Here is a 24,144-nt window from a genome sequence, read left to right as displayed (position 1 = left end):
CTTGCGCGAATGGCCGTTTGGGCCGCCGCGCGTGCAATATTTCGCCGGAATTGGCTCAGGGGGTTCCCTTAGACCGCGTTGCGCGCCGGCGCCATACCGGGCTTGCCGCCACGTCAAACTAAGGGCTTTGGAAGCGCGTTTCGCGGCCGAATTCCGGCGCGTTCGCGGCCTCGAATCTCTGGTCTCGTTTCCTTCCCCGAACCTTTTCCTTCAGCGCCCTGCCCCGCTCCCGGAGCGCAAAAGTGAGGGCGCCGGTATGACCCGACGCCCCAAAAGTTTGCGCAGGAGCGAGCTCAAAGAGCCGCAAACGAGACGGACCGACCACGACGCCGAACCGAAACGTTGTGACACCGGTTACCTCAAAGTGGCCAGGCCACTTCGCCACCGGTGTCATGCGCAGATAATCAGAAACCGAAGGTTCGCGCAAGCGGCGTCGAGTTCGGATTTCAAAGTGGGCAAGGCGTTGAAAAGGAAAGCCTTTGCAGGCTTGGGAATCCGGCGTTTCGCCACGCCCTCCCCACAACCGATTTCCCCGGCGAATGCCGGGGCCCAGATTCATCCGGAGCGGTTTGGGATGACGCGCCAAGCGGCAGCGCCCTCCCCTCCACGTCGGGTGGATTCGATCTGGGCCCCGGCATTCGCCGGGGAGATCGGACTAGGAAATGAGGATCACCCCGTATTCCGCAGGCCCGCCGCGATGCCCGCCACGGTCAACTGGATGGCCAGCCGCAGCTCCTCGTCGGCGTCCCCTGCTCGGCGGCGCGAGAGCAATTCCAGCTGCAGGTGGTTCAACGGATCCACCGAGCGACTGGCCAGGGTCACGGACTCGGCCAGATCCTGCTGGTTGTCCAGCAGGGCCGAGCCGCCTCGGATCGCCAGGGCTAGGTTCGTGGCCGCCTCATGCTCGCGCTGGATCGTCGCGAAGATCCGCTCGGCATTGGCCTTGTCCGGCGACAGGGCCATGTAGCGGGCCGCGATGCCCATGTGGCTCTGGGCCAGGGCCAGCTCCATGTTCGACAGCAGGGACGCGAAGAAATCGAAGTTTCCGGCGAGGTCGCGCAGCTGCTCGACCGACAGGCCGGCCCGCTCGACGCCCGAGGCGAAACCGTACCAGCCCGGCAGCATGAAGCGGCTCTGCGACCAGCTGAACACCCACGGGATGGCCCGCAGGTCCTCGATCTTGCGGCTGGCGGTCCGGCTGGCGGGGCGGCTGCCGATGTTCAGGCCGACGATCTCGCTGATCGGGGTCACCGACCAGAAGAAGTCCTCGAACGCCGGGTCGTCATAGACGAGCGCCCGGAAGCCGTGGAACGACGCCTCGGCCAGGGCGGTCATCGCCGCCTCGACCTTCGGATCGGGCTGGTGCAGCGGACGTTCGCTGGACATCAGCACGGCGGCGGCCAGGCCATCCAGGTTGCGGCGAGCGGTGGGCTGGTCGCCGAAGCGGCGGGCGATCATCTCGCCCTGCTCGGTCATGCGGATGCGGCCCTGGACGGTGCCGGCGGGCTGGGCCAGCACGGCCTCGGCGGCGGGACCACCGCCCCGGCCGACGCTGCCGCCCCGGCCGTGGAACAGCTGCAGGCCCACGCCCATCCGGTCGGCCTCGTAGGCCAGGGCCGAAGCCCCCTTCGCCACCCCGCGACGGGACGCGACATAGCCGCCGTCCTTATTGGAGTCGGAATAGCCGAGCATGATTTCCTGCACCGGCCGGTCGCCCAGGATGGTGCGGGCCAGCGGCAGCTCCAGCCACTGGCGCAGGACGGCGGGGCCGTTCTCCAGGTCGCCGATGGTCTCGAACAGCGGCGCGACCTTGACCGAGGCGCGCGGCGCGGCCCCGCCCCAGACCATGCCGACCTGCTTGAGCAAGACGAGCGGCTCCAGGATGTCGGACAGGGTCGCCGACTTCGAAATGATGTAGGCGCCGATGCAGCCGTGGCCGTAGTCGCGAACCGCCTGGGCGGCGGCCTCCATCGTGGCCAGCTCCTTCGTCGTCTCCTCGCCATAGGCGGTGAACGGCGAGACCAGGGGACGCTGGTGCGACAGCTCCTCGATCAGGACCTTGCAGCGGGCGTCCTCGTCCAGCTTCAGGTACTGGACGCCGGAGCCGGCGCGCTGGAACAGCTCGTCGACGGTGCGCTCGTGGACGTCGGCGTTCTGGCGCAGGTCCAGGCTCATCAGGTGGAAGCCGCAGGCCTTGGCCACCTCGACCAGGGTGCGCAGGGCCGAACCGACCAGGCGCTCGCCGCCGTTGCGCTCCAGGCTGTCGATAATCACCGACAGGTCGGCGACGAAGGCGTCCGGATGGCCATAGGGCTCGACGTCGGTCGCGCCGTTGGCATAGGCGACGGGCTGGCCGGTCAGCTTCTGCGAGACGGCGGTCAGGCGGTCGAAGATCAGCTCCAGCGCCAGGCGATAGGGCTCGTCCAGGCGGTGGACCGACGGGTCATTGGTCTGCGCGGCCAGGGCCAGAAGCTCTTGCGAAACCGGCGTATAGGCCGTCGAGACGGCCAGGTTGGACCACAGCTTGCGGACCTCGCCGGCGTACCAGTCGAGGATGACGCGGGACTGCGAGGACAGGGCCAGCTTCAGGGTCTGGCCGTTGACGCCGGGGTGACCGTCGCGGTCGCCGCCCAGCCAAGAACCCATCTTCAGCAACGGCGCCAGGTGTCCGTGCTGCCCGATCTTGCCGGTCCAGTCGCCATAGAGGTCGATAATCGCCGGCAGGATCGAGGTGCGGACGATCGACAGGGCGTTGCGTATCTCGTCCTTCACCGTGATCCGCTCGGGACGGTAGAGGCGCGTCCGCCACATCAGGGCGATCTCGCGGAACAGGCCCTCGCGGATCTCGGCGTCCAGGTCCGGCGGCAGATGGTGACGGCGCAAGGCCATCAGGCGCGAGATCTCGGTCTCGCGATCGACCATGCTCCGACGACGGACTTCGGTCGGGTGAGCCGTCAGCACCGGCACGACGTTCATGGCCGCGAAGACCTTGGCCAGCTCGGCCTCGGTCTTGCCGCGAGCCTTCAGGATCTCGACGGCGTCGATCAGGGTGCGGGGACGCTCGTCGCCCGGCTGGGCGTCGGCCTCGGCGTGGCGACGGCGACCGGCGACGTCCTCGCCGATATTGGCCAGCAGCGAATGGCTGGCGAAGGCGCGGGCCAGGAACACGGCCTGGTCGGTCGACAGGTCGGCGAACAAGTAGTCGAGAACAGGCGCCTCGCCCGTCGCCTCGTCCTCGCGGGAAGCAGCCTTGCGCGCCTTGGCCACCAGGGCGGCGGCCTCGTCGCCCTCCAGATAGGCGATGGCCTCGGCCAGCAGGTCGCTCAGCAGGTTGGCGTTCTGGCGGACGTGGCGGCTGGTCGGACGGTCGACATCGATCGACAGGGCCGGATTGCGCATGCGCGAGCTCCCGAGGCGACAAAACCTGTCACCTCGTACTGGAATGGATCACGAGAAAGCGTCGCCGCCCCAGTATCCTTCCAGGGCTCTAACGCTGCGGCGCCCTCTAGCGCGCTTCACCGGGCGGGGAAAGCCGCCCGGCACGATGGTTGCGCTACCATCGTATTTTTGCGCGTTTTCTTTTCGCTAGCGGGCCAGCCAGCCGCCATCCACGGGCAGAGTAATGCCCTGAACGTAGTCAGCGGCCGAAGACGCCAGGAACACGGCGGCGCCGCCGATGTCCTCAGGACGGCCCCAGCGACCGGCCGGAATGCGGGCCAGGATCGAAGCGTTGCGGTCGGCGTCGGCGCGCAGGGCCTCGGTATTGTTGGTGTCGAAATAGCCGGGGGCGATGGCGTTGACGTTGATGCCCTTGGTCGCCCACTCGTTGGCCAGGATCTTGGTCAGACCGGCCAGGCCCGACTTGGCGGCCGTGTACGACGGCACGCGGATGCCGCCCTGGAACGACAGCAGGCTGGCGATGTTGATCACCTTGCCGCCGCCCTGCTTGATGGCCTGCTTGGCGAAAGCCTGGGTCAGGAAGAAGACGACCTTCAGGTTGGTGTCCATCACCGCGTCCCAGTCGGCTTCCGAGAACTCGATGGAGTCGGCGCGACGGATGATGCCGGCGTTGTTGACCAGGATGTCGGCCCGACCGAAGGCGGCGACGGTCTCGTCGACCACGCGCTGGACGGGTTCGGTCGAGCCGAAGTCGGCCTTGATCGACAGGAACTTGCGGCCCAGCGCCTCGACGGCGGCTTGGGTTTCGGTCGGCTCGCTGCGGCCCGCGGCGGCGATGTCCGCGCCGGCGGCGGCCAGGGCGATCGCGATCCCCTGCCCGATCCCGGTGTTGGCGCCGGTGACGAGCGCGACCTTGCCTTCGAGGCTGAACGGATTGGCCATGACGAGTTCCTGTCTAGAATTGCTGTCATCCCGGACGACCTGAAAGGTCGATCCGGGACCGCCACATTCGCTTGCGACGGTCCCGGCTCTACGCTGCGGCTCCGGCCGGGATGACACGGGAGCGCGTGGGCTTTCGCCCCTACTTCAGCTGGCAGATGTCCAGCACGTTCATGTCGGTGTAGTCGAGGTTCTCGCCGCCCATCGCCCAGATGAACGTGTAGTTGGCGGTGCCCGAACCCATGTGGATCGACCACGGCGGGCTCATCACGGCTTCCTCGTTGGCGATCACGATGTGACGCATCTCGTCCGGCTCGCCCATGTAGTGGAAGACGCGGTCGTTCTCGCCCAGGCCGAAGTAGAAATAGGCTTCCGAACGACGGTCGTGCAGGTGGGGCGGCATGGTGTTCCAGACGCTGCCCGTCTTCAGGACGGTCATGCCCAGCAGCAGCTGGGCCGACTTGCAGGTCGTCGGGACGATGTACTGGTAGATCGTGCGCTCGTTGCTGGTCTCCAGCGCGCCGCGCTCCAGGGCGACGGCGTCGGCGAAGGCCAGCTTCTTGGTCTCGAACGCGGCGTGAGCCGGCAGGCTGACCAGGTAGAAGCGGGCGGCTTGGCCGTCGGCGCCTTCGAAGGTCACGTCCTTGGCGCCCATGGTGACGTACAGGCCGTCACGCGGAACGATCTCGTAGACGACGCCGTCGACGGTGATCTTGCCGGTGGTGTCGCCGACATTGATCACGCCCAGCTCGCGGCGCTCCAGGAACGGGTGGCCGGCGGCCGAGGCGGGCTCGGTCTGGTCGGGCAGCTTCACGGCCGAGGTGGCGACGACGCCGCCGACGACGAAGCGTTCGGCGTGGTTGTAGGTCAGGACGATCTGGCCGTCCTGGAACAGGCCCTGCATCAGGTAACGATCACGCAGGTCGTCGTTGCCGGCCGCGAACATCATGTCCGGATGGGTGGCGTGGTAGGTCTTGGCGAACATCGGGAAGTCTCCGGAAGGGTGTTCTTATTCGGCGGCGGCGCGCAGCGTCGTGGGGCGAGCCCAGTCCGGACGCTGGTCCAACTTGTAGGCCTTCTTAGGCAGGTTGTACGTCAGATCGACGATCAGTTCCTCGGCCTCGACCAGGTCCATCCGGTGCTCGGCGACCATGCGGGCCAGGAACGAGGAGTCGACGCGGCGCGCCACGTCGTGACGGGCCGGGATCGACAGGAAGGCGCGGGTGTCGTCGTTGAAGCCGACGGTGTTGTAGAAGCCGGCGGTTTCCGTGACCTGCTCGCGGAAGCGCATCATGCCTTCCGGGCTGTCGTGGAACCACCAGGACGGACCCAGCTTCAGCACCGGATAGTGGCCGGCCAGCGGGGCCAGTTCGCGGCTGTAGACGGTCTCGTCCAGGGTGAACAGGATCACCGACAGGCGCGGGTCGTTACCCAGCTTGCCCAGCAGCGGCTTCAGCGCCGAGACGTACTCGGTGCGCATCGGGATGTCGGCGCCCTTGTCGCGACCGTGCGAGGCCAGCAGGCCGGCATTGTGGTTACGGTGCGAGCCCGGGTGGATCTGCATGACCAGCCCATCGTCCAGGCTCATCTTGGCCATCTCGGTCAGCATCTGAGCGCGGAACAGCTCGGCCTTTTCGGGCGTGACGTCGCCCTTCACCAGGCTGTCGAACAGCGCCTCGGCCTCGACGTCCGAGAGGTCGGCGGTGGCCGCCGTCGGGTGGCCGTGGTCGGACGAGGTCGCGCCGGCGTCGATGAAGGCCGCGCGGCGCTGACGGTGGGCTTCGAGATAGCCCTGCCAGCTGTAAACGTCCTGGCCCGACACGTCGGCGAAGCGTTCGAAGGCGCGTGGGCTGCGCTCGTCCTCGAAGTCGATGACGGCGTCGGGACGATAGGCGGTGATGACATGACCGCCCCACCCGCTCTCGCGGATGGCGTGGTGGTGCTTCAGCGTCTCGTGCGGCCCTTCGGTGGTGGCCAAGGTCTCGATGTTGAAGCGATCGAACAGCGCACGCGGGCGGAAGGCGTCGGTCGCCAGCGCCTCGTTGATCCGGTCGAAATAGTCGTCGGCGTTCGAGGTCTCGAGGAACTCGGTAAAACCGAACACCTTGGAGAACACGTGGTTCAGCCAGATCCACGACGGCGTGCCGCGGAAGAGATGGAAGTTCGACGCGAACAGCTTCCAGGCCGCGCGTGGGTCGGTCGCCGGGACGCCGGCCTTCGAACGCACCTTCAGGGCGTCCAGGCTGATGCCCTGGCTGTAGAGCATCCGGTACAGATAGTGGTCCGGCGCCAGCAGCAGGTCCGTGGCGTCCTGGAACGGCTCGTTGGTCGCGAACCAGCTGGGATCGGTGTGCCCATGCGGGCTGATGATCGGCAGGTCCTTGACCAGCGCGTACAGGCCGCGCGCATAGGACCGCGTCGTCGCATCCGCCGGGAACAGGCGATCGTCGTGGAAATTCAGAGGCCTAGCCATGGCGGTGCGTCTGCTCCCTTAGTCTTGGCCGGCGGCTTCGCGGGCAGCCGTTGCGGCCCGCTTGGTAACCGGTGTCATGATACGATGCAAGCCGAAGGCGGCCGCAAGTTGTCAGGCGGGGACCGGACCCGAGGACTCTCGCACCACCAGGTTCGGTTCGGTCTTGGTCGCGTCGCGCGGTTCGCGCCGTTCGACGCCGATCAGCTTTTCGGCCGCCATCTTGCCGATCTCGCGGGTCGGCGTGTGGATGGTGGTCAGCGGCGGCCAGACGGCCTGGGCGATCTGGAAGTCGTCGAAGCCGACGACGCTCAGGTCTTTCGGCACCGACAGGCCAGCCTTGCGCGCCGACTGCAGAACGCCGGCGGCCATTTCGTCGTTGCCGCAGAAGATCGCGGTCGGGCGCGGCGTGCGCGCCAGCAGGGCGTCGCCGCAAGCCACGCCGGATTCGAAAGTATAGGCGCCCTGGACGATGTCGCCCGGAGCCAGCTTCAAGCCGGCCTCGGCCAAGCCATCCTCGAAGCCCCCTCGCCGCTCGTGCGACGAGCGGAAGGTGTCGGGGCCCGAGATGAAGGCGATGTTCTTGTGGCCCAGCTCGATAATGTGGCGCGCGGCCTGCGAGCCGCCCATGCGGTCGTGGCCGACGATCATGTGCTCGGGCTTATCCAGCTCGACCGAGGCGATGCGAATGTACGAGCAGCCGATCTCGTTCAGCAGCTTGGCGACCCGCTCGTCCTCAGAGACCGAAGGCGGCAGGACCACGCCATACAGCTTCTGGCGCTCCACGAACGAGCGGACGTCGGCCAGGAAGGTTGGGCTGGCGCGGTTACAGGGGTGGACGACCAGCTCGAAGCCCGAGCCGCGCATACCGTCCAGCAGGCCCAGTTGCATGTTCACGACATACTGCGGGTTCGGGTTGTCGTAGATCATGCCGATCAGGAACGAGCGGCGGAACGCCAGGCCCCGGGCCTGCGGGTCGGGGGCATAGCCCCACTCGGCGATCACCGCCTCGATCCGCTCGCGGGTCTCGTCGCGCACGAACGGCGACTGGTTGATGACGCGGGACACCGTCTTCTTCGAGACGCCGGCCAGACGGGCGATGTCGTTGATGGTGGCCCTGCGGCGGCCGCCCTCGATGCCGGCCTCCCCCTCTTCCTGACTCGAGGCTTCCGGGGTCGAGGAAGGCGGCTTTGAAGAGTTCACGGCGTTTCCAGCAGCTTTAGGCGTTTTCTTTTGTCATACTCTAGCCGCGTCAGCGTCGCCAACCTAGGACGAAACGTCCGCTTGCGAGGACGCTGACACCGGTTACCATGCCATCGAGCACCCAGATTGGCGACACGAAACGCGGCGGCGACCATACTCCATGACTGAAACGACCCAAGCCCCCCGCGAATCGATCCACCCCGTCGACCCTCGCGACCACGTCGCGACGGCCCTTCGCGACCTCGTCGCCGGCGAGGTCCTGGACCTGCACGGCCAGGCGATCACGGCTCGCGCCGACGTCCCCAAGGGCCACAAAATCGCGATCCAGGCGGCCAAAGCCGGCGAGGACGTGCTGAAGTACGGCTGGCCGATTGGGCGGGCCACGGCCGACATCGCCGTCGGTGACCACGTCCACGTCCACAATGTCGAGACCCGCCTGGAAGGCGTCGAGGGCTACAGCTTCGCCCCGACCGCGCCGGAACCCCATGTCGAACCAGCGGCGCGCACCTTCGACGGCTATCGCCGCAAGAATGGCCGGGCCGGCACGCGCAACGAGATCTGGGTGCTGTGCACCGTCGGCTGCGTGGCCAACACCGCCCGCCGCATCGCCGAGAAGGCCAATGCCCGCTTCGCCGGCCGCGTCGACGGCATCTACGCCTTCCCCCACCCGTTCGGCTGCTCGCAGCTGGGCGACGACCTCGTCCACACCCGCAGCCTGATCGCCGGCCTGGCCGCCCACCCCAACGCCGGCGGCGTCCTGATCCTGGGCCTGGGCTGTGAGAACAACCAGCTGAAGGCCCTGCTGGAGAGCGCGCCCGACATCGACGGCGAGCGCCTGCGCAGCTTCACCACCCAGATGGTCGAGGACGAACTGGAAGACGGTCTGGCCGCCGTCGAAACCCTGGTCGCCATCGCCGAGCAGGACAAGCGCGAGCCGATCCCAGTCTCGGAACTGGTCGTGGGCCTCAAGTGCGGCGGTTCGGACGGCTTCTCGGGCGTCACGGCCAACCCGCTGGTCGGCCGCATCGCCGACAAGGTCGCCGACGCCGGCGGCACGCCCGTCCTGACCGAGATCCCGGAGGTCTTCGGCGCCGAGAACGTGCTGCTGCAACGGGCCGCCAACCGCGAGATCTTCGACCAGGCCGTCGCGGTGATCGACGACTTCAAGCGCTACTTCATCGACAACAACCAGCCGATCTACGAGAACCCCTCGCCCGGCAACATCGCCGGCGGCATCACGACCCTGGAGGAGAAATCCCTGGGCGCGGTGCAGAAGGGCGGCCGGGCCCAGTTGGTCGAGGTGCTGCGCTACGGCCAGCGGGTCGGCCCGCACGGCCTGACCTTCCTGGAAGCGCCGGGCAATGACGCGGTGTCGTCCACGGCCCTGACTGCCGCTGGCGCCACGGTGATCCTGTTCACCACCGGCCGTGGCACGCCGCTGGGCTTCCCCGCCCCGACCCTGAAGATCGCCTCCAACTCGGGCCTGGCCCAGCGCAAGCCGGGCTGGATCGACTTCGACGCCGGCCAGGTGCTGGAGGGCGTCTCGATGGACGACGCCGCCGACCGCCTGATGGACCTCGTCGTCGACACCGCCTCGGGCAAGGCCACCAAGTCCGAGCTGAACGGCGAGCGCGAGATCGCGATCTGGAAGTCGGGCGTGACGCTCTAGGGCGTCACTTGCGCTGGAAGTCGGGCGGTGACGCTCTAGGTCACTTCGGCTCGGCGATCTCCCGCAGGCTCATGCGCTTGTAGATATCGACCAGAGCCTTGCCCTCCTCGGGGCCGACGGCGATGGCCAGGCGCACGGCCGCCTCGCCCAGCTCCCAGACGAGGAAGGCGCGGCGCTCGATGATCTCGGGCGCAACGCCGGCGTGGACCTTGCGCATGGCGTCGGCCAGCAAGGCGCCCTGCACCCGGCTCTCGACCAGCTGCAGCGCCGCCAGCTGCTTGTCGGCCTGGGTGCCCGACCAGATGTCGCGCATCACCGGCTCGGCCATCACGACCTCCAGATAGACGTCGACCAGTCCGTCGAACGCCGCCAGCAGGCTCGGTAGGTCCGTCACCCCGGCCAGGGTCTCGGCGATGTAGCCCCGGCACTGAGTTGCATAGCGCTCGAACAGGCTACGAACCAACGCGCTCTTGTCCGGGAAGTACTGGTACAGCGACCCGATCGAGATGCTGGCCAGGGCCGCGACCTCGCTCATCTTCACCTGATCACTGCCCGTCTTCGCGATCAGCTCGCAGGCGACCGTCTGGATGCGCTCCAGCCGTTCGCGGCTGCGCGCCTGGCTGGGCGTACGGCGCGCGGCGGTGGGATCGGCGTCGGTCATCGCATTCCCAAGAGGGTTGACGGCACAAATGTGAGCATTTATCACTTTCATAAATACGAGACTTCCTCACATTAATTGGGAAAGACGACCATGGCAACCACCGCTCCAATCCTCGTCCTCGGCGCCACCGGCAAGACCGGCGCGCGCGTCAGCCAACGCCTTTGGGACATGGGTCACACCGTCCGCGCCGGTTCGCGGCAGGCCAGCCCTGCTTTCGACTGGGAAGACCCCGCCGGCTGGCCGGCCGTCCTGACGGGCGTGGAGGCGGTTTACGTGACCTACCAGCCCGACCTCGCCGCGCCCGGCGCCCTGCCCGTCGTGAAGCGCTTCTTCGCCGAGGCCGCCAATCACGGCGTGCGAAAGGTCGTGCTGTTGTCAGGTCGCGGCGAGCCCGAGGCCATCGAGGCCGAAGAGGCTTTGCAAGCCACCCGCCTGGACTGGACCATCGTCCGCGCCAGCTGGTTCCACCAAAACTTCAGCGAAAGCTTTTTCCTCGACGCCGTCCTGAACGGCACGCTGGTCCTGCCCGAAGGTCTCGCGCCCGAGCCCTTCGTCGATGTCGAGGACATCGCCGACATCGCGGCCCAGGCCCTGGTCGATCCGCGCCACAGCCGCAAGCTCTACGAAGTCACCGGCCCGCGCGCCCTCACCTTCGGCGACGCTGTCGACGTGATCGGCAGCGTCACCGGCCGCGAGATCACCCTGATCACCGTGCCGCTTGAGGCCTACCGCCAAGGCCTGCTGGAAGTGCTGCCGCCCGATCTGGTGCAGTTGATCGTCTACCTCTTCACCACCGTGCTGGATGGCCGCAACACGCCCGTCGCGCATGGGGTGGAGCGAGCCCTCGGCCGCGCGCCGGGAAGCTTCGAAGCCTATGTCGCCCGCACCGTCGCGACGGGCGTCTGGGGACGAAACGAAGAGGTCAGGCCAATCCAGTTGCCACCGGTGTCCGCGCAGGTCATGTAGGGTTCCGCGCGGGGAATCTCCGGTGGAGTTTCCCCGCTTGGATCCGAACGAAACCAGGCGTGCTCCCTTGACGGCTTCCTCCGCGACCTCCCCCGCCCTGCGTCTGAGCGCGACCAGCTTTCCGGGGGCCGTGCCCGGCACCGCCCTGCCGACCTATGACCGCGACAAGGTCCAGGTCGGCGTCGTTCACTTCGGCCCCGGCGCCTTCCACCGCGCCCACCAAGCCTTCTATTTCGACCAGTTGCTGGCCAATGACCCCCGCTGGGGCATCTGCGCCGTCTCCCTGAAGAGCCCGGGCGTCCGCGACGCCCTGGAGCCGCAGGACGGCCTCTACACCCTGGCCCAGCTGGACGCCGAAACCACCTTCCGCGTCGTCGGTTCGATCCAGGAAGTCCTGGTCGCGCCCGAGGACCCGCCGTCGGTCTTCGCCCGCCTCGCCGCCCCGACCACCCGCATCGTCACCCTGACCGTCACCGAGAAGGGCTACACCCTGTCAGCCGAGGGCGGCCTGGACGAGAGCCACCCCGACATCGTCCACGACCTGGCCAACCCGCGCGAGCCCAAGAGCGCCGTCGGCTACATCGTCGAGGGCCTGCGCCGCCGCTTCATGGCCGGCCACGCGCCCTATGCCGTCGTGGCTTGCGACAACCTCGCCGACAACGGCTGGCGCCTGAAGGCGGCGGTCGTCGCCTTCGCCAGCAAGGTCGACGCCGAGCTCGCCGCGTGGATCGAGGCCAACGGCAGCTTCCCGCGCACCATGGTCGACAGCATCACGCCGGCCACCGACGACGCCCTGCGCGCCCGTGTCCAGACCGCCACCGGCCTGGAGGACGCCTGGCCGATCCAGCGCGAGGCCTTCACCCAGTGGGTGGTCGAGGACGTGCTGCCCGCCGATGCCCCGGACCTGGCCAGCGTCGGCGTCATCCTGACCGACGACGTACGCGGCTTCGAGCGCGCCAAGCTGCGCCTGCTGAACGGGGTGCACTCCACCCTGGCCTATGCCGGCATCCTGCGCGGCCATGAGACGGTGTTCGAGGCGGTCAGCGATCCGGTGCTGGAAGCCCTGGCCCGCGACCTGATGGCCAAGGACATCATCCCGACCCTCACCGCGCCGCGCGGCCTGGACCTGGCTGAGTACGCCGAAGCGATCCTGGCCCGCTTCCGCAACCCGGAAATCCGTCACTTCCTGGCGCAGATCGCCTGGGACGGTTCGCAGAAACTGCCCTTCCGGGTGCTGAGCACGCTCACCGAAACGCTGGCAGCCGGTCGTTCGATCGAGCGCTTGGCGATCCCGCTGGCGGCCTGGATGCGCTTCATCGCCCTGCGCGCCAAGACCGGCGAGGCCATCACCGATCCGCTGCACGACAAGCTGACCGAGATCGGCGTGGGCGTCACGGGCGACGCCAAGACCGACGTCGCGGCCTTCCTGGCGCTGGACAGCGTGTTCCCGGCGACTCTGACCGGCAACGCGACCTTCGTGGAAGCGATCGAGAAGGCCTACGTCGAACTCGGCTAGCGAACCGAAACCTCGCCCTTCGACAAGCGCAGGGTGAGGTTTCTACTGATAGGGCGTCGAAAATAGTCCTCACCCTCAGCCTGTCGAAGGGCGAGGATGAGCCCACGGCGCCTACCGCGTGACTCCACGCGCCGTCAGCACCCGAGGCACGGTGCTGACCATGATCCCCAGGTCGAACAGGAACGAGCGTCGGCGCAGATATTCCGCGTCCAGCGCCACCTTGTCCGCGACGGCCAGCTCGTCGCGGCCGTTGATCTGCGCCCAGCCGGTCAGGCCGGGGCGCAGCGCATCGACGCCGGCTTCCCGGCGCGCGGCGATCAGGTCGTCCTGATTGAACAGCGCCGGACGCGGACCGACCAGGCTCATATGGCCGACCAGCACGCTCCACAGCTGTGGCAGTTCGTCGAGGCTGAGCTTGCGCATCAAGGGTCCGGCGGGCGTCAGCCACTGATCCGGGTCTTCCAGCAGATGCGTGGCGACCTCGGGCGTGTCGATCCGCATGGTGCGGAACTTGGGCATCGGAAACAGCGCCGAGCCCTTGCCCACCCGCTGCGACCAGTAGAGGCCCGGCCCCGGCGAGGTCAGGCGCACCAGCAGCCACAGCACGCCCAGCGGAACGGCCAGCACGAAGAGGCCGGCCGCGGCCGCCAGGAAGTCGAAAGCCCGCTTCACCTAGGCGCTCAGCGCAGGTCGCCGCTGGCCGCGTCGAGCAGCAGATAGGCCCGCCCCGCGTCCGACGACAGCAGCGCCGCCAGCAGGAAGCCCTCGCGGTCCTGGCCGGCAGCTTCATCGATCATGCCAGCGTAGCGCTTCAGGAAGCGCTCGGTGTTACCCTTCAACGTGGCGTCGGAGAACAGGCGGCGGACCAGGCGGCGGATGGCGGCGGGCGCCAGGCGCTTGACCACTTCGCGCGCGCCGACGTCGTCACCCGTCTGCAAGGCGGCGGCGATCTCGTCGATGCGGCCGCGCGGCAGCAGGGCGTGAGGATCGATGCCCATGGCCACGATCTCGGACGCCAGCTTCTCGCCGAGCGCGGTGTCGCCAGGCGAGCTGTTCTCGATGCCGGCCAGAAGGTTGCGCCAGCTCCAGCCGCCGTCGCCGTCCGACTCGGACGCGGGAGCCTGCGGTTGCTGCTTGCGCGACGAGGCCTGCTCGAACACCGAGCGGAACTCCTCGTCCGTGGCCGTGGGCGTCAGGCGTAGACGGCGGCGATCGGTCGGCGGTTCGTCCTCGTCGTCGAACTCCGCCATCGGCAGGGCCTGCGGCGGCGGGGCCACCGGCGGAGGCGGCGGAGCAGACGAGCGGTTGCGGACCACAGGGGGCGCGACCGGGCTGGCCGCGCGGGCGGCCACGGTCGAAGCGCTCGAGGCGGTGACGGCGCCGGCCGCCTCGCTGAGCATCTCGTAGTTGCGACGGACGCGCTCCTGGAAGGCCTGGTCGATCGCGGCCGTCTCCTCGGCGGTGCGACGGACGGCGTTCATCAGGTGCTCGACGCCCTGCTCGATCGAGATGCGGACCTCGCCGGCCTTCTGCAGCGCTTCGGCCGGCAGGTCGGCGGTGCGCCGGCTGATCTCGGCCAGCATGGTCTCCATCTCGTCCAGCGTGCCGCGCGCGGCCTGCAGCGAGTCCGACAGCTTCTGGGTGGTGCGGGCGCCGGCCTGTTCAACCATCTGGGCCGAGTGCTCGATGATGTCGCGCGCCTCTTCCATGCGGGATTCGAAGACCGCATCGGCCTTCTGGCCGGCGGCGAAGGCGATCTCGTTCAGCTGGTCCACGCGGCTGCGGGCGGCCTCGACGCGGGCCTCGACGCTCTCGGCGGCCTTCAGCGCCGCCTCGGCCATGGCTTCCATGGCGGCCTTCAGTTCTTCCTCCAGCAGCGTGCGTTGCTGCTCGGCGGCGTCGCCGATGGTCTCCAGCGTCTTCTTGGCGTTGTCGGCGAACGCCTCGCGCTGGACCGTGGCGTTGTCGCCCATCTCGCGGAACTGGTCGGCGGCGGCGCTGATCAGGCCGCGCAGGATCTCCGCCCCCATGGAGGCGGTGTCCGACAGCTCGGTGGCGCCGACGCGGGTATAGGCCACGAACTCGGTGAGCTGAGCGGTGCGGGTCTCGGCCTCGGAGGCGAAGTCCTCCTGCTCGGACCGCAGGGCCTGGCTGATCTCGACCAGGGCGGCGCGCTGGGCGGCCAGGGTCTTCTCGACGGAAGCGACCTGGTCGCCGACCCCGACGCCGGCGGTTTCCAGGCGGGCAATCTGGCGCGACAGGTCCTCTGCCCCGACGCGAGCGGCGTCCGAGGCCTCGGCGGCGGCGGCGGCCAGGTCGGCGGCGCGGGCCGCGAGAGCCGCTTCGGCTTCGCGGAGCTGGGTCTCGGCCAGGTCGGAGGCCTCGGCCACCATGCGGGCCTGACTGCCGATGGCGTCGACCACCGCGGTCGAGCGGGCGTCCAGCGACTGCGACAGAGTCTCCATCGCCGTGCGCTCGTGGCCCAGGCCTTGAGCCAGCTGATTGGCCATCCTCGCAGATTCGGCGGCGGCCTCGGCCAGGCGCGCGGTCTCGTCGGCCAGGGCCTGGCGCAGCGAGATGATATGCTCGCGGGCCCGCTCGGCAGCGGCGGCGGCGCCCTCCACGCCTTCGCGCATGGCGTCGACCGCGCTCGACGCGCCGGCGGCGGCCAGGGCGGCGGGTGTGACCAGGCGGTCGGTCATGGTGCGGTTGCGGCGCAGCTCGTCGGCGACGGCCGTCGCCTGGCGCAGCAGATAGGCGCCCAGCAGGGTCATCAGCGCCGGCCCGATGGCCAGGCCCGCGAACACCATCAGCGCAAAGCCCTCGACCTTGAAAGCCGGCACGCCGCGCGCATAGCCCAGCGCGAAGGCGAGCGGCGCCAGGGCCCAGAGCGCGGCTATGGCGACGGCCAGGGTCCAGAACAGCACGCCCGACATACGGCGAGGCGCGTCCTCGGTCTTCAGCGAAACCGGCGCGTCCGACACGGGACCGCGCAGGTTCAAGGGGGCTTCACGCGCCTCGGTCTTGGCCGGCGCGGCGCGCTCGGACTCGACGACCGGCGCGGACGACTGAACGCCCATGGCCAGCGAGGTCGCCGGCTTCAGGTCCGGTTCGGCGAAACTGATCGCCGGTTCAGGCTCGCCCCCACGGCGACGGCGCGAGCGCACCGTCATGGGGGGCGGCAGGGAAAGGTCCTCGCTCGACACCTCATTGGCCAGCTCGTCCAGCGTCAGCGGCTCGGCGGTGGGAATCTCGGCTTCCGGCTCGACGAACGACGTCGCCTCCGGCAACTCTGGCGTGAGCTCGGGCGTGGTCTTGGCTTCCTCGGGAGGGGTGTCCGTCGGCGTCGCGGAAAAATCGAGCGGTTGTCGCTTCTTAGGCTTCATACACAGCCAAGGTCCCAGGGCGTCGGAGAGGGGGCGCAGAGACAACCTTCGCGCGCCGGACCCCTCCTTCGCGTGTCACATGAACCTAACGGCGAAAAGCCTTGGCGCAAAGGGACTTTGGTTGCGCCGACAGGGGTTGCGGCGTCAAAGCGCGGCTGGAAGACGCAGGCCTAGGCCTCGCGCGGGGTCGCCTTGGCGGACTTGGCGGGCGCGATGACGGCGACGGGCATCGCCTTGGCGGCGCGCGGCGAGCGAGCGACGATCTTGGCCGGGGCCTGGGACTTGGCGTGCGGGCAGACGTGGTGATCCACCGTCACGCCGAATTGACACAGCGCGAACGAGGACAGCCAGAGGACCGCCACAGCCAGCATTTCGGTCAGGACGCCCATGGCCCACCTTCGAAACCGATAGCGCCGTTATGCGAGACTCACGCGCGACGGGCGAGTGAACTTTTGGTCATGAACGCCAAAGCTTGCGGACCGTGGCGCCACGTCAACTGACAGCGCCCCCAGAATTCCGGCGGTTGTCCCGGAAGACGGCCGGGCCTAGGTCCCAGCCTGCACCGGCGCGGCCTGTTTCGACGGGACGGGCCCGGACATTTTTCCTTTGCGGACCCTCGCCTTGGCCCTTACCCAATTCGCACCCGCCGCGTACCCGCCGGACTCGCTGATGACCGAAATATCGCCGGCGCGCCTGACGCACCTCCAGCGCCTGGAGGCCGAGAGCATCCACATCCTGCGCGAGGTGGCGGCCGAGTGCGAACGGCCGGTCATGCTGTATTCGATCGGCAAGGACAGCGCGGTGATGCTGCACCTGGCCGCCAAGGCGTTCTATCCCAGCAAGCCGCCCTTCCCGCTGCTGCACGTCGACACGACCTGGAAGTTCCGGGACATGTACGCCCTGCGCGACAAGGTCGCGTCCGAGCTGGGCTTCGACCTGATCGTCTACAAGAACCCCGACGCCGAGGCGCGTGGCGTCAATCCGTTCGATCACGGCAGCGCCCTGCACACCGATCTCTGGAAGACCGAAGGCCTGAAGCAGGCTCTCTCCAAGTACGGTTTCGACGCGGCCTTCGGCGGCGCCCGCCGCGACGAGGAGAAGAGCCGGGCCAAGGAGCGGGTCTTCTCGTTCCGCTCGTCCGAGCATCGCTGGGACCCGAAGAACCAGCGCCCCGAGCTTTGGAATCTCTACAATACCCGCAAGCACCCGGGCGAAAGCCTGCGCGTCTTCCCGATCTCCAATTGGACCGAGCTGGACGTCTGGCAGTACATCCACCTGGAGAACATCCCGATCGTGCCGTTGTACTTCGCGGCCGAGCGGCCGGTGGTCGAGCGCGACGGCGCGCTGATCATGGTCGACGACGATCGCTTCCGCCTGCGTGACGGCGAAGTCCCGCAGATGAAGAGCGTCCGCTTCCGTACCCTGGGCTGCTACCCGCTGACGGGCGCCGTCGAGAGCACCGCCTCCACCCTCCCCCAGGTTATCCAGGAAATGCTGCTGACCACGACGTCGGAGCGTCAGGGCCGGGTCATCGACCACGACCAGTCTGCCTCGATGGAGAAGAAGAAGCAGGAGGGCTATTTCTGATGGCGCACCAGTCCGCCCTGATCGCCGAGGACATCGGCGCCTACCTGCACCAGCACCAGCACAAGTCGCTGCTGCGCTTCATCACCTGCGGCAGCGTCGATGACGGCAAGTCCACCCTGATCGGTCGCCTGCTGTACGACAGCAAGATGATCTTCGAGGACCAGATGGCGGCCCTCGAGGCCGACTCCAAGAAGGTCGGCACGCAGGGCGGCGCGATCGACTTCGCCCTGCTGGTCGACGGCCTGGCCGCCGAGCGCGAGCAAGGCATCACTATCGACGTCGCCTATCGCTTCTTCTCGACCGAGAAGCGCAAGTTCATCGTCGCCGACACTCCCGGCCACGAGCAGTACACCCGCAACATGGTCACCGGCGCCTCGACCGCCGACGCGGCCGTGATCCTGATCGACGCGCGCAAGGGCGTGCTGACCCAGACGCGCCGCCACAGCTATCTCGTGTCCTTGCTCGGCATCCGCAATGTGGTGCTGGCGGTTAACAAGATGGACCTGGTCGGCTGGGACCCGGCCGTGTTCGACCGGATCGTCGCCGACTACCGCGCCTTCGCCGAGCAGATCGGCCTGACGGTGTTCACGCCCATCCCGATCTCGGGCCTGGGCGGCGACAACATGGCCAGCCGCAGCGAGCATACGCCGTGGTTCAAGGGGCCGATCCTGATGGACTGGCTGGAAGGCGTCGAGGTCGAGGACGACCTGCAGGCCAAGCCGTTCCGCATGCCGGTGCAGTGGGTCAACCGTCCGAACCTCGACTTCCGGGGTTTCTCGGGCCTGATCGCCTCGGGCTCGATCAAGCCGGGCGACCGCATCCGCGCCCTGCCCTCGGGCCGCGAAAGCCGCGTGGCCCGCATCGTCACCCTGCCGGGCGATCTCGACCAGGCCGTCGCCGGCCAGTCGGTGACCCTGACCCTGGAAGACGAGATCGACATCTCGCGCGGCGACGTCATCGCCACCGCCGAGGCCCCGGCCCCGGTCGCCAACCAGTTCGAGGCCACGCTCGTCTGGATGGACGACGAGCCCCTGCCCCCGGGCCGCACCTATCTCTTGAAGCTGGGCGCCCGCACGGTCAGCGCCAGCGTCACCGACATCAAGCACCGCGTGAACGTCAACACGCTGGAGAAGACGGCGGCCAAGCGCTTGGAGTTGAACGAGATCGGGGTCTGCAACCTCTCGCTCGACCAGGCCATCCCGTTCGAGGCCTATGCCGACAATCGCCAGATGGGCGGCTTCATCCTGGTCGATCGCCTCAGCAACCGCACCGTCGGCGCCGGGATGATCAACTTCGCCCTGCGCCGGGCCGACAACATCCACTGGCAGCACACCGACGTCAGCAAGGCCTCGCGGTCAGCGCTGAAGAGCCAGCGAGGCCAGGTCGTCTGGCTGACAGGCCTGTCGGGCGCGGGCAAGTCGACCATCGCCAACCTGGTCGAGAAGCGCCTGCACGCGCTTGGCCGTCACACCTATCTGCTGGACGGCGACAACGTCCGTCACGGCCTCAACAAGGACCTCGGCTTCACCGAGGAGGACCGCGTCGAGAACATCCGCCGGGTGGCCGAGGTCGCCAAGCTGATGGTCGACGCCGGCCTGATCGTGCTGACCGCCTTCATCTCGCCGTTCCAGGCCGAACGCCAGCTGGCGCGCGACATCCTGGAGCCCGGCGAGTTCATCGAGGTCTTCGTCGACACGCCCCTGGCCGTGGCCGAGGCCCGCGACGTGAAGGGCCTCTACAAGAAGGCCCGCTCGGGCCAGTTGAAGAACTTCACCGGCGTCGACAGCCCCTATGAGGCCCCGGAGAAGCCCGAACTGCGGATCGACACGACCTCGATCGATCCGGTGGAAGCGGCCGAGCAGATCGTCGCCTGGCTGGAAGGCCAGGAGATCGACTACACGATCTAACCCCCTCTCCGCTCATCCCCGCGAAAGCGGGGACCCAAGCCGAGTCAGCGGATTATCCACGGCCGCGCCACCTCCCGAGAGCCCGCTTGGGTCTCCGCTTTCGCGGGGATGAGCGGTGTTTTGGGATCCTAAGTTTGTTGAGGCCGTGCGTTCCGACTAAGCAGGATCGCGCCGCCCAGGCCCAGCAGGGCCATGAAGGCGACGGCGAGGTAGCCCTTCGCGCCCAGGGCGTCGAACAGTGGTCCCGAGGCCAGGGTCGCGATGCCCAGGGTGAAGCCCGACGACAGGGCAGAATTGATTGCCTGGGCCGGCGAAGCGCTGGCGGCCGGCGCCAGCTTCTCGATCAGGCGCAGCGAGGCCAGGAACGAGGCCGCGAAGGTCATGGCGTGCAGGGCCTGCAGCGGGAACAGCGCCCACAGCGGCGGTTCGAAGGCGTAGCAGGACCAACGGATCACCGCCGCGCTCGCCCCCAGGATCAGGAACCGCTCCGGCCCCCAGCGGCGGCGCAACGGCTCCAGGAACCACATGAAGCCGACTTCGGCCGCGACGCCGACGCCCCACAGGATCCCGATCATCGGCTCGGAGATGCCCTGCTTGCGCCAGAGGATGGCCGAGAAGCCGTAGTAGAAGGCGTGCGCGCCCTGGATCAGGCCCGCCGTGACCACCGCCAGCACAAAGGTGCGGTTGCGCAGCAGTTCGGAGAGGCCCTTCCAGCGCTCGGCGCGCGGCGGCTTCGCGCCCTCGGCGTGGACACGCTCCGGCGGCACCCAGATCGCGGCGGCCAGGGCGCCGATGAAGCAGGCGGCGGCGATCCAGATGGCGATGATGGTCGGAGCGGCGAAGGTCAGGATCGCACCCATCGCCAGGTTGGCGGCGATGAAGGCGGAAGAGCCCGTGCCACGCGGGATGCCGTAGTTGAAGCTCTCGGTCCGCGCCCGGCGCAGGGTGATGACGTCGATCAGCGGCGAGACGGTCGACAGCAGGGTCTGGCCGATGAACCAGGCCAGGATCAGCCAAAGCAGGTTCGAACTGGCCAAGAGGCCCGCATAGCCCAGACCCGCCCCGACCAGCAGCAACACCATCGGCGTGCGCCGCAGGGTGAAGCCGTCGGCCCAGACGGCCAACGAAGCGCCGGTGAAGGGCTTCAGCAGCAGCGGCACGGCCAGGATCAGGCCGATCTCGCCACCGGTCATGCCGCGCGAGCGCAGATAGGTACCGATGTACGGCAGGCTGACGCCCGAGCTCAGATAGATCGCGGCGTAGAACAGGCAGAGGCGGACGAGGGTCGGAAGACCCTTGCCGTCGGTCCTGTACGCCGTATCCGGCACCTTACTCCGCGCCGCCGAAGCGGGCCGTCCATTCGGCGATCTGGTCTTCCTCGATCTTCTTGAACAGGACGTCCGGCACGGTCACCGCCGTACCGACGGCCAGCTTGGAGAGCTCGGCCTTGGCGTCGTTCGACGGCCATTGCGCCGGGAACGCCAGGTCGAACGCTCCGCCGATCTTCTCGGCCGCAAACGGGATGAACGGGGCCGAGAGCTTGGCGTAGAGGGCCACCAGGTTCAGCGCCGTGCGGACGATGACGGCGGCGCGGTCGCGATCGGTCTTGATCGCGGTCCACGGCGCGGCTTCCTGCAGGTACTCGTTGCCGACCACCCACAGGGCCCGCAGCGCCTGGGCGCTCTTGCGGATCTCGATGGCGTCCATCTGTTCGGCCAGATCCGCCAGGCGCGCCGAGACGTCGGCGAACAGCTTCTCTTCCAGCGGGCCCGGTTCGCCGCCCTCGGGCACGACGCCCTCGAACTTGCTCTCGTTGAACTTCAGGATGCGGTTGACGAAGTTGCCCAGCACGTCGGCCAAGTCGCGGTTCACGGCGCTGGCGAACTGCTCCCAGGTGAAGGCAGTGTCGCTGCTCTCCGGCGAGTTGGCCGTCAGGTACCAGCGCCACAGATCGGGCGGCAGGATCTCCAGAGCCGCGTCCATGAACACGCCGCGCTTGGACGAGGTCGAGAACTTTCCGCCGTACCAGTTCAGCCAGTTGAAGGCCTTGAGCATGTCGACGCTCTTCCACGGCTCTTCCGAGCCGAGGATGGTCGCCGGGAAGCTGACGGTGTGGAACGCGACGTTGTCCTTGCCCATGAATTCGACATAGCGGACGTCCTGCGCGCCCGCGTCGGTGCGCCACCAGCGTTGCCAGTCGCGGCCCTCCTCCGCGTCGGCCCATTCCTGGGTGGCGGCGATGTATTCGATGGGGGCGTCGAACCAGACGTAGAAGACCTTGCCTTCCATGCCCGGACGCGGACCGCCGTCCTTGACCACCGGCACGCCCCAAGCCAGGTCGCGGGTGATGCCCCGATCGATCAGGCCTTCGTCCAGGTGCTTGTAGGCGATCGACCGCGCCAGCGCCGGCCAGTCGCCGTGGCCGTCGACCCAGGCCCGAATGCGGTCAGCCATTTTTGTCTGAAGGAGGTAGAGGTGTCGCGTGTCGCGCACTTCCAGGTTCCGCGAGCCGGAGATCACCGAATAGGCATTCTTCAGGTCGGTCGGGTCCAGCAGGTTGCCGCAGTTGTCGCACTGGTCGCCGCGCGCCTTCTCGAAGCCGCAGTGCGGGCAGGTGCCCTCGATATAGCGGTCAGGCAGGAAGCGCTTGTCGTCGATGGAATAGACCATCTGGTCGACGCGTTCCTCGATCAGGCCGTTGGCCTCCAGCACCTCGGCGAAGTGCTGGGTCAGCTTCTGGTTCTGCGGCGAGGACGAGCGGCCGAACCAGTCCCACGACAGGCCGAACGCGGCGGCCACGTCACGCTGCAGGATGTGCTGCTCGGCGCAGTAGGTCGCCACGTCTTGGCCCGCGGCGGCGGCGGCCAGCTCGGCCGGGGTGCCGTGTTCGTCGGTGGCGCAGATGTAGAGCGTCTCGTTGCCCCGAGCCCGCTGGAACCGCGCATAGACGTCCGCCGGCAGCATCGATCCCGCCAGATTGCCCAGGTGCTTGATGCCGTTGATGTACGGCAGAGCCGAGGTGATCAGGATGCGAGCCATGCGGGCGCGGCCTTTCGGGGAAGTCGGGGAACGCTAGAGAGCGTCCGCATATAGAAGGCTCGCGCCCGAAACGAAAGCTTCACCGGATTGACCGAACGACGTTCTTGGATGCAGCCTACCGAAAGCTGAGCCGGACGATCATGGTCCGGACGTTTCGGGGGAAACGCGAATGAAGAATGTGAACTGGCTGGGCCTCGTGGCCGGCCTCGTCGCCGGTCAGGTGATCGGCATCGTCTGGTACGGCAATGTCTTCGCCGAAGCCTGGATGAAAGCCACCGGCATGACCGAGGCGAAAGCCGCAGGCCAGGAATGGAAGATGGGCCTGGGCGTCGTGAACATGGTCGTCATCCTGCTGGGCCTGGACTGGCTGATCCGCCGCCTCGGCGCGTCCGGCTTCGTCGGCGGCGCGAAGGTGGCGCTCATCGCCTGCGTCTGCTTCGCGATCACGGTGGCGGCGCTGAACTACATCTATGCCGGCGGCGCCCTGACGCTGCTGTGGATCGATGGCGGCTACCAGCTGCTGACCTACGCCATCGCCGGCGCGCTGCTGGGCGGGCTGAAGCTGAAGCCGAAGGCGGCTTAGATTTCCGGCGCCTCCCCCTCGCGGGGGAGGAGTTTGGATACGGCGTCGCCGCTTCACGCGGCTGGCCGCTGAAGATGTGTGGGGAGGCGACGGAGCGGCCGGGCGAACCCGGAGACCGTGAGGGTTTGTTGTGTTTCGGCTCGCAGACCGCTCCGCCAGGCTGTTCTTGCCCGTGAGGTCGGGAGGCGTGAGCGTTGTCTGCTCGGGACCCCACTAGCCCCCGGACGGGCGCGGACCAACTGGATCGGCTACATCCGTTTCCAGCCCGACGATCCACGATAGGCGGCTTGTACGATCACCGCCCTGTCGCTCCGCTGTCGGCTTGATCCCGGCGCTGCCCGATCGCCTGCCGATCCTCATGGAGGATGCGACGACCTTCGAGCCTCCGGGAGCCGCCAGCGGCCCCGCTCAACCTAGCCCCGCCGCCGTTTTGGGCCGGATCCAAACGCCCTCCCCCGCGACGGGGATGGCTATGAGTATGGGGGCGGTTTGAGCGCGGATGATTCAGCGGTGTGTGAAATCAACAAGTCATTGATTTCGTTATGTTATATCTCTTGAACTCCGAGGATAGACACCCGCCAATCCCCATAAACCACCGTCATTCCCGCCCTTGTGGCGGGAACCCCTCTGTCGGTCGCAGGTGCAGTTGGGGCGACGTGCTGAGCACGTCGCTTGCGTCTCTCGTGTCAGCTGAACAAGGTGTTCCCGCCACAAGGGCGGGAATGACGGTTGTTGGGGTGGTGGACTGAACGGCCAGCAGCGAAACCTCTCACCCTCCCACGCCTACGGCGCGGGCCCCTCCCTCTCTCTATGAGAGAG

17 protein-coding genes and 1 pseudogene are annotated in these 24,144 nt (G+C 68.0%); 6 read left to right on the top strand and 12 right to left on the bottom strand.

Features of this window, described 5'->3' with window-relative positions; all coding sequences use genetic code 11:
• Window positions 1–669 precede the first annotated feature (669 nt).
• The 5 genes from ppc to AC07NN_RS05635 form a co-directional block, all read right to left on the bottom strand.
• Window positions 670–3,399 (bottom strand): phosphoenolpyruvate carboxylase, encoded by a 2,730-nt coding sequence (ppc, locus tag AC07NN_RS05655; RefSeq protein ID WP_494638337.1) that lies wholly within the window; start codon window positions 3,397–3,399, stop codon window positions 670–672.
• A 186-nt stretch (window positions 3,400–3,585) separates the two neighbouring features.
• A complete protein-coding gene (kduD, locus tag AC07NN_RS05650) occupies window positions 3,586–4,341 on the bottom strand; it encodes a 2-dehydro-3-deoxy-D-gluconate 5-dehydrogenase KduD (RefSeq protein WP_494638335.1) in 756 nt (251 codons plus the stop codon).
• A gap of 139 nt (window positions 4,342–4,480) precedes the next feature.
• Window positions 4,481–5,323: a 5-dehydro-4-deoxy-D-glucuronate isomerase gene (gene kduI / locus AC07NN_RS05645; protein ID WP_494638333.1), complete on the bottom strand. Its 843-nt coding sequence runs from the start codon at window positions 5,321–5,323 to the stop codon at window positions 4,481–4,483.
• Between the two features lie 24 nt (window positions 5,324–5,347).
• Window positions 5,348–6,811 (bottom strand): glucuronate isomerase, encoded by a 1,464-nt coding sequence (gene uxaC, locus AC07NN_RS05640; RefSeq protein WP_494638331.1) that lies wholly within the window; start codon window positions 6,809–6,811, stop codon window positions 5,348–5,350.
• A 111-nt stretch (window positions 6,812–6,922) separates the two neighbouring features.
• Window positions 6,923–8,011 carry a LacI family DNA-binding transcriptional regulator gene (locus AC07NN_RS05635; protein ID WP_494638329.1) on the bottom strand — a complete coding sequence of 363 codons (1,089 nt, stop codon included), beginning with the start codon at window positions 8,009–8,011 and terminating at the stop codon, window positions 6,923–6,925.
• A 160-nt stretch (window positions 8,012–8,171) separates the two neighbouring features.
• Between AC07NN_RS05635 and AC07NN_RS05630 the strand changes: the two genes are divergently transcribed.
• The gene (locus AC07NN_RS05630; RefSeq protein WP_494638327.1) at window positions 8,172–9,680 is read left to right on the top strand and encodes a UxaA family hydrolase; all 1,509 of its coding nucleotides are present in this window, start codon (window positions 8,172–8,174) and stop codon (window positions 9,678–9,680) included.
• Window positions 9,681–9,720: 40 nt separating this feature from the next.
• On the opposite strand, the gene AC07NN_RS05625 is transcribed toward AC07NN_RS05630, so the two are convergent.
• Window positions 9,721–10,341 carry a TetR family transcriptional regulator gene (locus tag AC07NN_RS05625; RefSeq protein WP_494638325.1) on the bottom strand — a complete coding sequence of 207 codons (621 nt, stop codon included), beginning with the start codon at window positions 10,339–10,341 and terminating at the stop codon, window positions 9,721–9,723.
• A 90-nt stretch (window positions 10,342–10,431) separates the two neighbouring features.
• On the opposite strand from AC07NN_RS05625, the gene AC07NN_RS05620 reads away from it, so the two are divergent.
• Together AC07NN_RS05620 and AC07NN_RS05615 are read left to right on the top strand one after the other, a co-directional pair.
• Complete coding sequence (locus AC07NN_RS05620; RefSeq protein ID WP_494638323.1) at window positions 10,432–11,307, top strand: NmrA family NAD(P)-binding protein; 876 nt, start codon at window positions 10,432–10,434, stop codon at window positions 11,305–11,307.
• Between the two features lie 67 nt (window positions 11,308–11,374).
• Window positions 11,375–12,823 (top strand): mannitol dehydrogenase family protein, encoded by a 1,449-nt coding sequence (locus AC07NN_RS05615; protein ID WP_494638321.1) that lies wholly within the window; start codon window positions 11,375–11,377, stop codon window positions 12,821–12,823.
• A gap of 111 nt (window positions 12,824–12,934) precedes the next feature.
• Here AC07NN_RS05615 and AC07NN_RS05610 read toward each other — a convergent pair whose 3' ends face one another.
• The 3 genes from AC07NN_RS05610 to AC07NN_RS05600 form a co-directional block, all read right to left on the bottom strand.
• Window positions 12,935–13,495 (bottom strand): sugar transferase, encoded by a 561-nt coding sequence (locus tag AC07NN_RS05610; protein WP_494638319.1) that lies wholly within the window; start codon window positions 13,493–13,495, stop codon window positions 12,935–12,937.
• Between the two features lie 8 nt (window positions 13,496–13,503).
• Window positions 13,504–16,209, bottom strand: coding sequence for a polar localization protein TipN (locus AC07NN_RS05605; protein ID WP_494638317.1), 2,706 nt, complete (start codon window positions 16,207–16,209; stop codon window positions 13,504–13,506).
• Window positions 16,210–16,379: 170 nt separating this feature from the next.
• Entirely contained in the window at window positions 16,380–16,598 is a 219-nt protein-coding gene (locus tag AC07NN_RS05600) for a hypothetical protein (protein WP_494638315.1), read from the bottom strand.
• A 232-nt stretch (window positions 16,599–16,830) separates the two neighbouring features.
• On the opposite strand from AC07NN_RS05600, the gene cysD reads away from it, so the two are divergent.
• Window positions 16,831–17,796 carry a sulfate adenylyltransferase subunit CysD gene (cysD, locus tag AC07NN_RS05595; RefSeq protein WP_494638313.1) on the top strand — a complete coding sequence of 322 codons (966 nt, stop codon included), beginning with the start codon at window positions 16,831–16,833 and terminating at the stop codon, window positions 17,794–17,796.
• On the top strand, window positions 17,796–19,703 hold the full coding sequence (cysN, locus tag AC07NN_RS05590) for a sulfate adenylyltransferase subunit CysN (protein WP_494638311.1): 1,908 nt from the start codon (window positions 17,796–17,798) through the stop codon (window positions 19,701–19,703). Before cysD ends, cysN begins: the two co-directional genes overlap by 1 nt.
• 128 nt (window positions 19,704–19,831) lie before the next feature.
• On the opposite strand, the gene AC07NN_RS05585 is transcribed toward cysN, so the two are convergent.
• Together AC07NN_RS05585 and metG are read right to left on the bottom strand one after the other, a co-directional pair.
• Complete coding sequence (locus tag AC07NN_RS05585; RefSeq protein ID WP_494638309.1) at window positions 19,832–21,031, bottom strand: MFS transporter; 1,200 nt, start codon at window positions 21,029–21,031, stop codon at window positions 19,832–19,834.
• A 1-nt stretch (window position 21,032) separates the two neighbouring features.
• Complete coding sequence (gene metG / locus AC07NN_RS05580) at window positions 21,033–22,742, bottom strand: methionine--tRNA ligase (protein WP_494638306.1); 1,710 nt, start codon at window positions 22,740–22,742, stop codon at window positions 21,033–21,035.
• Between the two features lie 169 nt (window positions 22,743–22,911).
• Between metG and AC07NN_RS05575 the strand changes: the two genes are divergently transcribed.
• Entirely contained in the window at window positions 22,912–23,325 is a 414-nt protein-coding gene (locus AC07NN_RS05575) for a DUF1761 domain-containing protein (RefSeq protein ID WP_494638304.1), read from the top strand.
• A gap of 397 nt (window positions 23,326–23,722) precedes the next feature.
• On the opposite strand, the pseudogene AC07NN_RS05570 reads toward AC07NN_RS05575, so the two are convergent.
• Window positions 23,723–23,817 (bottom strand): annotated as a pseudogene (locus AC07NN_RS05570) (hypothetical protein); the annotation flags it as partial.
• Window positions 23,818–24,144 lie beyond the last annotated feature (327 nt).

The organism is Caulobacter sp. GW821-FHT09H08, from assembly GCF_059415885.1.
Note: the sequence above shows the minus strand (reverse complement) of the source record. Positions and strands in the feature narration are given on the sequence as shown.